Below are 12,528 nucleotides of genomic sequence, written 5' to 3' on the forward strand. Positions count from 1 at the left end.
GCGATGACCGCCGATGCCTCCCTATCGCAGGATGGCGTCAGCGATGCGGAGCGCGCGCGGTTCGAGCAATTGCAGGCGCAGTTTGCGGCCTCCTACACGGCACTGTTCGACGATCCCGGCCTGCCGCGTACGGTCGTGATCGTGCCTAGCCTGAGCCTCGATCCCGAAGTGCTCGCCAAGGTCTCGGGCGTGCATCACTACGAAGAGCGCATGCTGTGCATGCTGCTCCTGCTGCGCATGCCGCGCACGCGCGTGATCTACGTGACGAGCACGGCGGTCTCCGAGACCATCATCGACTACTACCTGCATCTCTTGCCAGGCGTGCCGGGCGGACACGCCCGTGCGCGATTGACGCTATTGTCCTGCGACGATGCCTCCGCGGCGCCGCTCACGCACAAGATCCTCGCACGACCGCGGCTGCTCGCACGGCTCCGCGCCGCGCTTGCGCAGGGCGGCCCGGCCCATATGAGCTGCTACACGGTGACCGAGCCGGAGCGACGGCTGGCGCTGGCGTTGGGGCTGCCGATCTATGGCTGCGATCCCGCGCTGCGGGCATGGGGCTCCAAGAGCGGGTCGCGCCGCATCTTCAAGGAGGTCGGGATCGACCTGCCGGAGGGGTTCGAAGATCTGTTCGATGCCGGCATGCTGGCCGAAGCACTCGCCGAATTGAAGCGCCGCAAACCGGAGCTGCGCAAGGCCGTCGTCAAGCTCAACGAGGGCTTTTCCGGCGAGGGAAACGCGATCGTCGATCTCGCTGCGGCACCTGACGATCAGGGGCTGCGGCGTTGGTTGCAAGATCGCCTGCCGGTCATGGCCTTCGAGGCGCGGGGGATGAGCTGGGAGGTGTTTGCCGACAAGCTTCGCGTGATGGGTGGTATCGTCGAGGAGTTCATTCCGGGGGCCGTCAAGCAGTCGCCTTCGGCGCAACTGCGGATCGATCCGCTCGGCCGGGTCGAGCCGATCTCGACCCATGACCAGGTGCTGGGCGGGCCGAACGGCCAGATCTTTCTCGGCTGCCGGTTTCCCGCCGACGACGCCTATCGCCGGGACATCCAGGCTCGCGGCGTCGCGGTCGCGGAGGCGCTTGCGCGCAAGGGGGTCATCGGCCGGCTCGGCGTCGATTTCATCTCGGTTCGCGACGGACCCGACTGGCGCCATGTCGCCATCGAGATCAATCTGCGCAAGGGCGGCACCACGCATCCGTTCCTGATGCTGCAGTTCCTGACCGACGGCCGTTATGATTCCGGCAGCGGCGAATTCCTCACCCCCGCCGGCCAGCCGCGCTGCTACTATGCCTCCGACAATCTCGAAAGCGAGGCCTATCGCGGATTGACGCCCGACGACCTCGTCGACATTGCCGTCGTCAACGGCTTGCACTTCCACGCCGCCGCCGGCGAGGGTGTCGCCTTTCATCTGATCGGCGCGCTGTCGGAGTTCGGCAAACTCGGCGTCGTCTGCATCGGCCAGACCCATGACCGCGCGGCCGAGTTCTATCGGCGCACGGTGGCAGTTCTCGACGCCAACGATTGATTTGAGTTGAAGCAATTTTAAGTTGTCCATCCCGCGCGAAGCGCGCATAGTCTGCCGATTGCCACTGCAAACGGAGGATATGATGCGCGTATTTCTCTCTCTGATTTTGTTTGTTGCGGTTTCGATCGGCGGTCTGGACAGCGCCTTCGCCGCGAAGGCGGACGTCACAGGGATGTGCGTCTGCAAGAAGGGCAGCAGCGTTCTCAACACCTACAGCGAGACGCTATGCGTGAAGAACGACCATGCCGGCTGCACCTCCGTGAAGGTGGCCTGCGTGAACGCCAATGCCGCGGCGTGCACCGCGGCCGGCGGCAAGATCTCCCAATCGACCAACAAGTGCAGGGTCGGCGCCAAGTGCTGAGCGGCCCGATCGGGCGGCCCGGCACGGGTCATCTCGACGGACGAGCCGAGAGGCAGTCCCGCGCGGCGGACATCGGCGCATGCCCGTCCGCGTGTTGGCATCCGTAGGCGTGAGACCTATAGTCCGCCCCGCAACAACTCAGGGGCAGATCAGGTCGCATGCGCGTCACCCTCATCACCGGCAGCGCGTCCGGCATCGGCGCTGCGGTGGCGCGCCGTGTCGCTGCGCCGGGACAGGCCATCATGCTGCACGGGCAGGGCGCCGATGCGGCCGGGCAGGCGCGTCTGCAGGATGTCGCCGCGGCGTGCCGGCAGGCCGGAGCCGAGGTCGGGTTTCATTGCTGTGACCTCGCACAGGCCGGAACTGCGGCAGGTCTGGTCGAGGCAGCCCGCAAGACGTTCCGCCGGATCGATGCGCTGGTGCATGCCGCCGGCTTTGCCGATCGCCGCAGCTTCCGTGATCTGCCGCGCGAGGGGCTCGATCGGTCATTGGCGGTCATGCCGGCGGCGTTTCATGAATTGGCGAGTGCGGCGCTGCCGGACCTGATGCAGAGTGCGCAGGCGCGCGTCATCGCCATCTCCAGCTTCGTCGCGCATCGCTTCGTGCCGGGCGGCACGTTTCCAGCCTCGGCCGCCGCCAAGGCGGCGCTGGAGGCGCTGGTGAAATGTCTGGCGATCGAACTGGCCGCGAACGGTGGCTCCGCCAACGTCGTCGTGCCCGGCTACACGCGCAAGGATGAAGGGCGACTCGGTTCGCTCGATCCGGCGGCCTGGCAGCGGGCGGCGCAGGCCAATCCGCAAGCACGATTGGCTGAGCCGGACGACATCGCCGCAGCCGTCGGCTTCCTGCTGTCGCGCGAAGCCGGCCACATCACCGGCGCCGTGCTGCCGGTCGATGGCGGCCTGACCCTGATGTAAATGGATCGTGCAGTGATGCAGAATGAACAACAGACCCCCGACGTGGTCGTGCTGGGCGCGGGGATCGTCGGTGTCTCCTCGGCCTACGCCATCCGGGAGCGAGGCCTTTCGGTGGTGCTGGTCGACCGCAAGGCGCCGGGCGAGGAGACCTCCTACGGCAATGCCGGCATTCTTTCCTCCGGCTCGATCCTGCCGTTCAACAAGCCGTCGCTGTTTCGGGCGCTGCCGTCCTATCTCGGCAACAGGAGCGCGGCGCTGCGCTGGGATCCGTCATGGACCCTGCGCAATATCGAGTGGGTGCTGCGCTTCCTCGCCAACGCCGTGGAGTCCCGCGTCAAGCCGCGCGCGACTGCGCTGCACGGGCTGATCGGCGCCTCGCTGTCCCTGCATCGCGATTGGATCGTCCGCGCCGGCGAGCCGCAGCGCATTCGCGAGACCGGCTGGCTCAAGGCGTGGCGCAGCGATGCGCTGGCCGCCGCCAAGGCCGAGCAGGACGTGCTGGCGGAGTACGGCATCAAGAGCGAGCTGCTCGACCGGCAGGCGATCTCGGCGCTCGAGCCGAACATGCTTCCGGTCTACAAGATCGGGCTGCTGCACAGCCAGACGGCGTCGGTCGACTCGCCGGGTAACGTCACCAAGGCTTATGCACGGATGTTCGAGGGCGCCGGCGGCGTGCTGCGGCAATCCGAGATCCGGGCGCTGCTGGCCGACGGCGAGGGCTGGCGTGTCGTGCTCGGCGACGGCGAACTGTGCGCGCGCCACGTCGTGGTCGCGCTTGGGCCGTGGTCGCCGGACATCCTGCGGCCGCTCGGCTATCGGGTGCCGATGGCGTTCGAACGCGGCTATCATCAGGAGTTCGCGCCGAACCCCGCTCGCACGCTGCAGCGGCCGATTCACGATGCCGAGGGCAGCTTCCTGATGACGCCGATGGAGAACGGCGTGCGTGTGACGAGCGGCGTCGAGCTGACCGACCGCGACGCGCCGTCGAATTTCGCCCAGCTCGAACAGGTGGTGCCGCTGGCGCGTGGCGTGGTCGAATTCGGCGACGCCGTCGCGGCGCCCTGGCGCGGCGCGCGGCCGAGCCTGCCGGACTCGCTGCCGATGATCGGGCCGGCGCCGCGGCATTCCGGCCTGTGGCTTGCATTCGGCAACCAGCACATCGGCTTCACCACGGGGCCGGCCACGGGGGCGGCGATCGCCGCGATGATCGCGGGCGAGGCGCCGTCGTTCGACGCGTCGGCGTTCGCTCCGGGCCGGTATCTGTGATGCGCCGCGATCACACCGCGCCGGGGCTGCGATGAACTACACCTGGGATTTCGCGATCCTCGCCAAGTACAGCCATCTGTTCTGGGTCGGGCTTGCCTGGACCATGGCCTATACGCTCGGCACGATCCTGCTCGGGTCGATCATCGGCTTGCTCGTCGGCATCGTCAGGCTGCGCCGTCTGGTCGTGATCGACTGGCTGCTGATCGCCTATATCGAGCTGTTCCGCTGCACCCCGCTGCTGGTGCAGATCATCTGGTTCTACTACGCGTTTCCGGTCGTGATCGGCATCAATATCCCGGCCCATGTCGCCGCCGTGACCGTGCTGTCGCTCTATGCCGGTGCCTTCTACGCCGAGATCGTGCGCGGCAGCATCGAGAGCGTGCCGCGCGGCCAGTGGGATGCGGCGCGGGCGCTGGGCCTGCGTCCGTGGCGAATGATGCGGCTCGTCATCCTGCCGCAGGCGCTGAAGCCGATGCTCGCGCCCTACGTCAACCAGTCGGTGACGCAGCTCAAGAACACCTCGCTGGTGTCGGTGATCGCGGTGCCCGATCTCGTCTACAACGCCACTCTCATCAACGCCGACACCTATCGGCCGCTCGAGGTTTACACCATCATCGCGCTGATCTATTTCGCCATCCTGTTTCCGGCGACCTTGCTCAGCCGGCGGTTCGAGCGCGGCATGAGCTACGACAAGGCGTGAGGCGGTAATTTGCAGCCGCCATTGCGAGGAGCGAAGCGACGAAGCAATCTAGAGCTACGTCGAGACCCTGGATTGCGTCGCTTCGCTGGCAATGACGGCGGGGTTTGCCGTCAGATGCTCAGCTCGACCGGCACGTCCTCGGCCTTGACGCCGGCAAGTCCCAGGCCCTTGACGAACCATTCGCGCATCTGGCCGATGCCGCGGTTGTAGTCGATCCAGACCGCGAGGAAGTCGCGCCAGCGCTTGTCGGACTCGCGGCGCACGCCCATGCTGGAGGTAATCGCGACCGACGGCGACGTCAGGATCTTGTAGCTGCCGAGATTGGGGTTCTTGGCGATCGCGGTGAGGCCGAGGATCAGCGCGTTGACGACGACGTCGACGCGGCCGGACGCCATCTCCAGCATCACCTCGTCGCGCGACTTCAGCGACTTGATGGTCGCGTTCGGCGCAAAGCGCCGGGCCACCGCCTCGTTGGCCGAGCCGACGTCGACGGCGATCTTGACCTCGGGCTTGTTGATGTCGGCCCAGGTCTTCGCCTCGAGGCCCTTCTTCAGCATGGCGCCGAACGGATGCGGGAACACCGTACCGCAGAAGTCGATGACGAGCGCGCGCTGCGGCGTCGGGTTGAGCGCGAAACCGAGGTCGATCTTGCCGGCCTGCAGGTCGAGCACCGAATTGCCGTAGGTCGACTCGACATATTCGAGCTTGACGTCGAGCAGCTTGGCGATGTCGTTGGCCATCTCGATCGAGAAGCCCGACCATGTGCCGGAAGCGAGGTCCTTGTTGAAATAGGGCAGCTCGCCCGGCAGCACGGCGATGCGCAGCACCTTGTTGGCGCGGACGCGGTCGAGCGTGTTGTCGGCCGCCGCCTGCGCCGACGCGGGCGTCGTCGTCATGGCTGACGCGAGCGCGGCGCCGGAGCCGATCGCGAGCGCGTAGCGCAGCGCCTCACGGCGGTCTTCGGAAATTGTCTGATCGTCTGACGTGGTCACATAATCCTCCTGCACCAATCGGCGATGAGCGTAGCGTTGGCCGTGCGTGCCAGCAACAAGCATATCCGACGTGATAGCAGGCGGCCGCGCCGGGATGCAGATCGAACCGGACGGAGGCGTTGCGATGCGGGGCTGCCTCATTCCGGTGCAGGGCTGATCAAGCCGTGGTCGGTCTCGCCAGATGAACGTGGTTGCGGACGCAGGCGCTCAACGAGCGGCCGCAGCAGCTGTGGCGCGAGGTGAATTGGAAACTGACTCATCGCGAAATACAGCCACGTGGTGCCGGGGATCGCGCCTTCGGTGGCGGCCAGCATCAGTCCCATGTTGCGCAGCGAGACCATCATGCCCAGCGCCATGGCGCGCTCGCGGCCGGCGCTGCGGAACAGCAGGATCGTAGTTCCCAGCAGCAGGAAGAACACGGCGAAGGCCAGCACCGCCAGTCCCAACATATGGAACGGACTTGCGACCAGGTCGGCCAGGAAATGGGCCATGATGGCCGAGGCGAACACGAACAGGATGAGGATGTTGAAGCCGTCGATCGGCGCGCGGTGCCGTCGGATTGCCGTGATGCCGAAGGCGAAGCGGATTGCGGCGGCCACGGCCACCGCTCCTGCGAGGATGGCGGCGAGCTTCAGCCCGAGCGCGGCCGGCGACAGCGATAGTGCCTGTCCCAGGAAGGCGTAGGCAAACAGCGGCGCCGTCAGCGGCACCAGCGCGGTCGATGTCACCAGAGTGATCAGAACCAGCGTCGCATCGAGCCCCATCAGCGCGGCGAGCGCAGGCGAGGCCATCATCGGCGATGCCGTTGCCTGCAGCATCAGCGCGAGTTGCAGGTCGGGGTCGGCGGTATCGAGGCCGGTGACACGCATGAGCGTGCCGGCCAGGAACGGAACGGCGATCGTGGTCCAGGCGGTCGCGGCGAGCACCAGGGCAGGTCGGCGCAGATGCGCGCGCAGCATTGCGACGTCGACGCGCATGAACGAGATGCAGAGCAGCAGGAAGATCGCGTGCGTGACGTAGGGCCGCGTCAGCTCGCCGAGCGGCGGCACCGCGATTGCCACCAGCAGCACCGCGACGATGGCGCGTGTGCCCTGATTGCCGAGCCAGCTCAGGGCCTGCAGGGGAAAGGCGAGAGGCCCGAAGGATGGCATCAGTATTCCAAAACGATGTGAATCAAAGAACGCGCGAACCATGCGTTGGCCGCGCTTTCCTGCAAAGTCACATCTGGTTACGGACGATGTCGGCGCTTGACGCGCCCGGGATCATTGCGCGCTCGAGCCGCCCACCACGATCTTCTCGTTGAGCTTGTAATCGACGGTCTGCACGGTCTGGTCGATCTCCGTGTTGGGCATGCCGAGCTGCTGCGCGATCAGCTTCACCAGGAGGTCGACACGCTCGATGAAGGGTGCGCCGGCGGCGACGGCGCGGGCCGCCGACGATGGCTTGAGCAGGCTTTCGGCGGCCTTGGCGTATTTCTCGAACGGCACCTGGTCGCTCGGATCGGCGCCGAGCTTGCGCGCGATCGCATCGACGTGCTCGTAGATCGCCTTCGACTGCGCGAGATTGCCGTGCACGGCGTCGCGGATCGGTTGCGGCTCGCCGCGCGTGATGCAGCGGTAATTGCCTGTCAGCAGCATCGACCATTTCGCCAGCGGCACGAACAGCGAGTCGAACACCTTCAGCTTGACCGGCACGTCGTGGCCGTCGAGCCTGACGGCGTCGATGTCGCGCTCCAGTTCGCGCAGCAGCGCGGTGTGCTTCTCGTCCTCGAAGGCGGCGGCCTTGAAGTTCGTCGGCAATCCGACATGCAGCACGTTCGCGGCTTCCTCCGGCGGCCGGAAGGCCTGCGGATCCGGCGAGCACAGCGTCACCAGTCCGTGCGTGAAGCGCTCCCAGACCTGGGCGTTGGTGTAGGCCTCTTCCAGATCGCTGCCCGCCAGCGCCGGGATGCGCTTCAGGTAAGGCAGCGGCGGCATGTTCATGATCGAGAGGCACGGCAGCCGGGCCTCGGCGATCTTGACCATCAGCACGCGGATGGTGTGGTTGGCGTATTGCGGCTCCTGCATCGCCAGACCGACGAGGTCGTAGCGTGACAGGTCGACGGCGTCGGGCGAGGCCGCGTCGAGCTTGCCGGGCAGGTCACGCGAGAAGATCGAGCGATGCGCCGGCTCGTCGCGCAGCTTGATGCGGACTTCGGTGCCGTCGCGGTTGATCAGCTCGGCGGTCTTCTTGCGGCAGACCAGCGTCACGTTGTGGCCGGCCATCAACAGCTTGGTGCCGAGGAGAGAGCCGTAGGAGGCTCCGAGAATCAGAATGTTGCGTGCCATACCTTGGTCGTCCCTCGAGATTGGTTTGTGTGCGTGTTTTTTTGATTGGCGATCCAGTCCCACCGAAGAGTCCGTCGGACGTCCAAGTGTGCGGATGGAAGCGGTATTCGGTTGCCTTGATTGCTGGCATACCAGAGCTTTCATCCCACGGAACGGGCAGTCTGGCAAGGTGCGGTGCACCCGTGCGGCATCCGCCGCGGGTGCGGTTTGACGGTGGTTGGCAGAGGCAGGGGAGGCGATGAAGCGGCAGGCGCTCAGCTCAGCGCCATGTAGCGACCGGGCTTGTGGTTGATCGCGATGATGACGTTGACGATCACGATGCCCAGGATCGACAGCGCGAGCCGGTCGACCGGGACGACGAAGGAGGCGGCGATCATGATGAGGACGTCCACCGCGAGCTGGAAGTAGCCGGCGCGGATCTTCCAGTGCTCCTGCAGATAGAGCGCGAGGATGTTGATGCCGCCGAGTCCGGTGCGGTGGCGGAACAGCATCAAGAGCCCAGTCCCCGTCAGGCCGGCGCCGATCACGGTGGCATAGAGCGGATCGATACGGCTGATGTCGACCCAGGATGCCGTCAGCCGTGAGAACACCGCGACCAGGCCGACCGCGACGAAGGTGCGGACCGTGAACGGCCAGCCCATGCGCCTGACGGCCAGCACATAGAAGGGCAGGTTGAGCAGGAAGAAACAGAGACCGAAGCCGTAGCCGCTGATGTAGCTGAAGAGCAGCGACAGGCCGGCGGTGCTGCCGACCAGCAGCACCGTCTTGCTGTAGATCAGCATGCCCAGCGAAACGAACAGCGTGCCCAGGGTCAGGGCCATCGCGTCCTCGTAGAGCTTGTGCCGCTCCTGCAACACCATCTCGGTCACGGCGTCGATCCTCGCCCGCGAGCGCTCAGAGCGCCTTGAACAGGCCGGCGACGCGCGTCACGTCCGACAGCTTCAGGCCGGCGACGTTGATGCGGCCGGAGGTCGGCATGTACACGCCGTGCTTCTCCCGCAACGCCATCACCTCGGCCGGAGTCACCGGCAGCACCGAGAACATGCCTTCCTGGATGCCGATGGCGATCGTGTTCGACCAGCGTCCGCCCAGCGCCTCGGCAAAGGAACGACGCAGCGTCGCAAGCCGCACGCGCATCGACTCCAGCTCCTCGCTCCAGTCCTTTCGCAGATCGGGGCTGCCGAGGATGGTCTTCACGATCGCCGAGCCGTGGTCCGGCGGCATCGAATAGCTGGTGCGGGCGATGGCCACGAGATTTGAGCGCGCCGTCTCGGCCGCGACCTGCGATGAGGCGACGGCGTAGAGCGCGCCGGTCCGCTCGCGATAGAGGCCGAAGGATTTCGAGCAGGAGACCGCGACCAGCGCCTCGGGCACGGCTGCGATCATGGCCCGCAGTCCGGCGGCGTCACCGTCGAGGCCGGCGCCAAACCCCTGGTAGGCGGAATCGATCAGCGGCACGAGCCCGCGTGCGGAAATCGCGGTCGTGATGCGCGTCCAGTCTTCGGCGCTCAGAGGAGCGCCGGTCGGGTTGTGGCAAGAAGCGTGGATCAGGACCGCGTCGCCCGGCTGGGCGCGCTGCAGCGCCGCCAGCATGCTGTCGAGTTGCAGCGTCTGCGACGGAACGTCGAAATACGGATAGGTCTCAATCTCGAGGCCGGCCGCAGCAAAGATGCCGGCGTGATTGGGCCAGCTCGGCAGGCCAAGCCAGATCCTGCCGGTGCCGGCCTGGCGAATGAGATCGGCTGCCAGGCGCAATGCGCCCGAGCCGCCCGGCGTCTGCACGCCCGCGGCATGGACCGGGGAGGCGGTCCCGCCGACCATCGACCACAGCAGGTCGAGGAAGGCCTGGTCGCCCTCTGGCGCCACATAGGCCTTGCTGGTCTGGCTTTCCCAGATGCTGCGCTCGGCGGCCTTCACGGCGCGGAAGATCGGCGAGTTGCCGGCCTCGTCGCGATAGACGCCGACGCCGAGATCCACCTTGTCGGCCCTTGGATCGGCCTTGAAGATGCCGATCAGGGCAAGGAGCGGATCATCGGGCTGGCGGCTCAGTCGTTCGAACATTGCAGCATTCCTGGTGGCGGTCAGCCCACGAGCCGACCATTCGCCGTCGTCGTGGGCGGTCGGACCCTATCGCGGTTGCAGTGCAAAGACAGCGGGATTTTTCGCAATGCATGGCTCCGTCCGGCGAATGCGCAGATCCGTCGCGCCGCTGCGTCGGCAATGCCGATCGCCGTCGGCCGAACAAGCTGCACGACAAAGCTCAGCGGTTACGCCCCGAGCCAAGATCGGGCCCGTCGATCGGCTGATCGGGCGCGGTGCCGATCTTGTTCGCGCGCTTGATGGCAAGCCGGGAGCGGACCGCGCCATCGACTTTTCGTCCGGTCGCGCGCTTCCATTTCCGCAGCTCGCTGGCCGTCAGAACGACTTTCACGACCTGATAATTATTACTGGCAAGGCCATCGATGGCTTCCTAGGCTGCTCAGCCATTCTTCGTAGGTATCTTGAAGATCCGGGCAGATCAGTTTGAGCTCGTCCCATTCCTCAGGCCGGTACCAAGCGAGGGCAATCGCAACGCTTTCTTCCATGTTCATCCTGCCGTGGCGTCGTGCGTGGTCATTGAGGCCGTCGCGGTTCGCGGGGGCCGCGCTCAGCGATCGAGCTGCTTCAGCCAGGCGCCGATGTCGCGCGCGGCGACGTTGGCCTGGTCGAGCAGCTTGCCCATGGTGAAGAAGCCGTGGAACTGGCCGGGGTGCGTCCGGTGCGTCACCGGCACGCCGGCCTCGCGCAGGCGCCGCGCGTAGTCGTCGCCTTCGTCGCGCAGCGGGTCGGCGCCGGCGGTGAGCACGTAAGCGGGCGGCAGGCCGGCCAGCGTCTCGGCCTTGGCGGGTGAGGCGCGCCATTCGTGGATGTCGGCGGCGCTGCTGAGATAGTGGTCGCGAAACCAGCGGATCACCGAATGCGTCAGCAGTACGCTGGTCTCCGGCTCGCTGTGCGAGGGATGGCTCATCGTGAAGTCGGTGGCCGGATAGATCAGCACCTGGCCGGACAGCTTCGGTCCCTTGCCGTCACGCGCGGACAGTGCGACCACCGCGGCGAGATTGCCGCCGGCGGAATCGCCGCCGACGCTGAGCCTCGACGCGTCGATGCCGAGCGCGGTCGCATGGTCGGCGACCCATTGCGCCGCTGCGACGCAGTCGTCGACCGCGGCCGGAAACTTGTGCTCGGGCGCAAGGCGGTAGTCGACCGAGATCACGATCAGCTCGCCTTCGTGGGCGAGCGCGCGACAGGCCACGTCGTGAGAGTCCAGATTGCCGATCACCCAGCCGCCGCCGTGGAAGAACACCAGGGCCGGCGCGAGGCCGCCGACCTGACGCAGGGATTTCGGCCGATACAGCCGGGCCGGGATCACGCCATGCGGGGCAGGGATGGCGAGCTCCCGGATTTCGGCCAGCTCCGGCGGCTCGGGATTGCTGACGGCGCGCGCGGCCAGATAGTAGTCGCGCGCCTCCGCCGGTGTCAGCGTTTCATAGGCGGGACGGCCGGCCTCCTGGAATGCCTTGTAGACGGCGGCGGCATCGGCATCGAGTTGAACGGGCATTGGCAAGGGACCTGTTGCGGTTGAAGGACGTTTAAGCGGCGGTGCGGCCGCCGTCGACGGTGTAGGCGGCGCCGGAGACGTAGCTCGCATCGTCGGAGGCGAGGAAGGCGACGATCGCGGCGACCTCCGAGCCCTGGCCGAGCCGGCGCGCCGGCACGCGGTCGACGACCTTGTCGACGGGGACGGGGGCGCCGCTGCGGCCCTCGATGATCGCGCTCAGCATGCGGCTGTCGATCAGGCCGGGGCAGACGCAGTTCACGCGTACCTTGGTGCCGGTGCATTCCCACGACGCACTTTTGGTCAGGCCGATGACCGCGTGCTTGCTGGCGCTGTAGACGGCGATCTGCGGCGAGCCGATCAGGCCGGCGATCGAGGCGGTGTTGATGATGGAGCCGCGGTTCTGCTTCAGCATGACCGGCAGCACGTGCTTCAGGCCGAGAAACACGCCGACGACGTTGACGTCGAGCACGCGACGGAACGCGTCCAACGGATAGTCGGTGATCGACTTGATCTCGCCTTCGACGCCGGCATTGTTGAAGAACACGTCGATGGTTCCGAATCGCTCGCAGGTTCGGCGCACATAGGCTGCGACCTGGTCCTCGTCGGTGACGTCGGCGGCGATGGCCAGCGCCTCGGCGCTGGCGGGCAGATGCGCGATCGCGTCCTCCAGATCCTGCTCGCGCCGGTCGACGGCGACGATGCGGGCGCCGCGCGCCGCCAGCGTCTGCATGGTCGCGGTGCCGATCACACCGGCCGCGCCGGTGACGACGGCCACCCGGCCGTCGAGGCGGATCGAATCGGTCATGTGCGTCCTTCCCTTGGCCCCGGCTTCTGGTG

General features: G+C 66.7%; 13 protein-coding genes. 5 read left to right on the top strand and 8 right to left on the bottom strand.

The features are described 5' to 3' along the window. Nucleotides 1-3: 3 nt before the first annotated feature. The 5 genes from ACQR1B_RS23070 to ACQR1B_RS23090 all read left to right on the top strand — a co-directional run bounded on the left by ACQR1B_RS23070 (nucleotide 4) and on the right by ACQR1B_RS23090 (nucleotide 4,774). Entirely contained in the window at nucleotides 4-1,530 is a 1,527-nt protein-coding gene (locus ACQR1B_RS23070; protein ID WP_434833859.1) for a peptide ligase PGM1-related protein, read from the top strand. Nucleotides 1,531-1,552: 22 nt separating this feature from the next. Next, nucleotides 1,553-1,891, top strand: a complete 339-nt coding sequence (locus ACQR1B_RS23075) for a hypothetical protein (RefSeq protein ID WP_434833860.1) — start codon at nucleotides 1,553-1,555, stop codon at nucleotides 1,889-1,891. 158 nt (nucleotides 1,892-2,049) lie between these two features. After that, on the top strand, nucleotides 2,050-2,808 hold the full coding sequence (locus tag ACQR1B_RS23080; RefSeq protein ID WP_434833861.1) for an SDR family NAD(P)-dependent oxidoreductase: 759 nt from the start codon (nucleotides 2,050-2,052) through the stop codon (nucleotides 2,806-2,808). Nucleotides 2,809-2,823: 15 nt separating this feature from the next. Further along, complete coding sequence (locus tag ACQR1B_RS23085; RefSeq protein ID WP_434833862.1) at nucleotides 2,824-4,074, top strand: NAD(P)/FAD-dependent oxidoreductase; 1,251 nt, start codon at nucleotides 2,824-2,826, stop codon at nucleotides 4,072-4,074. Between the two features lie 31 nt (nucleotides 4,075-4,105). After that, nucleotides 4,106-4,774, top strand: coding sequence for an amino acid ABC transporter permease (locus ACQR1B_RS23090; protein WP_434833863.1), 669 nt, complete (start codon nucleotides 4,106-4,108; stop codon nucleotides 4,772-4,774). Between the two features lie 110 nt (nucleotides 4,775-4,884). Here the strand turns inward: ACQR1B_RS23090 and ACQR1B_RS23095 are convergent, their stop codons facing one another. The 8 genes from ACQR1B_RS23095 to ACQR1B_RS23130 all read right to left on the bottom strand — a co-directional run bounded on the left by ACQR1B_RS23095 (nucleotide 4,885) and on the right by ACQR1B_RS23130 (nucleotide 12,496). Continuing rightward, entirely contained in the window at nucleotides 4,885-5,766 is an 882-nt protein-coding gene (locus tag ACQR1B_RS23095; RefSeq protein ID WP_434833864.1) for a transporter substrate-binding domain-containing protein, read from the bottom strand. Nucleotides 5,767-5,903: 137 nt separating this feature from the next. Continuing rightward, the gene (locus ACQR1B_RS23100; protein ID WP_434833865.1) at nucleotides 5,904-6,917 is read right to left on the bottom strand and encodes a Na+-dependent transporter; all 1,014 of its coding nucleotides are present in this window, start codon (nucleotides 6,915-6,917) and stop codon (nucleotides 5,904-5,906) included. Between the two features lie 111 nt (nucleotides 6,918-7,028). Then, complete coding sequence (locus ACQR1B_RS23105; RefSeq protein ID WP_434833866.1) at nucleotides 7,029-8,093, bottom strand: ketopantoate reductase family protein; 1,065 nt, start codon at nucleotides 8,091-8,093, stop codon at nucleotides 7,029-7,031. A gap of 254 nt (nucleotides 8,094-8,347) precedes the next feature. After that, nucleotides 8,348-8,962, bottom strand: coding sequence for a YitT family protein (locus ACQR1B_RS23110; protein ID WP_434833867.1), 615 nt, complete (start codon nucleotides 8,960-8,962; stop codon nucleotides 8,348-8,350). A 25-nt stretch (nucleotides 8,963-8,987) separates the two neighbouring features. Beyond that, nucleotides 8,988-10,154: an amino acid aminotransferase gene (locus tag ACQR1B_RS23115; protein WP_434833868.1), complete on the bottom strand. Its 1,167-nt coding sequence runs from the start codon at nucleotides 10,152-10,154 to the stop codon at nucleotides 8,988-8,990. 199 nt (nucleotides 10,155-10,353) lie between these two features. Beyond that, nucleotides 10,354-10,524 carry a hypothetical protein gene (locus ACQR1B_RS23120; RefSeq protein WP_434833869.1) on the bottom strand — a complete coding sequence of 57 codons (171 nt, stop codon included), beginning with the start codon at nucleotides 10,522-10,524 and terminating at the stop codon, nucleotides 10,354-10,356. 216 nt (nucleotides 10,525-10,740) lie between these two features. Further along, nucleotides 10,741-11,691, bottom strand: a complete 951-nt coding sequence (locus tag ACQR1B_RS23125; protein WP_434833870.1) for an alpha/beta hydrolase — start codon at nucleotides 11,689-11,691, stop codon at nucleotides 10,741-10,743. A gap of 31 nt (nucleotides 11,692-11,722) precedes the next feature. Beyond that, nucleotides 11,723-12,496 (bottom strand): SDR family NAD(P)-dependent oxidoreductase, encoded by a 774-nt coding sequence (locus tag ACQR1B_RS23130; RefSeq protein WP_434833871.1) that lies wholly within the window; start codon nucleotides 12,494-12,496, stop codon nucleotides 11,723-11,725. Nucleotides 12,497-12,528 lie beyond the last annotated feature (32 nt).

The sequence above is a fragment of the Bradyrhizobium oligotrophicum genome, from assembly GCF_051168495.1.
Lineage (GTDB): Bacteria > Pseudomonadota > Alphaproteobacteria > Rhizobiales > Xanthobacteraceae > Bradyrhizobium > Bradyrhizobium oligotrophicum_A.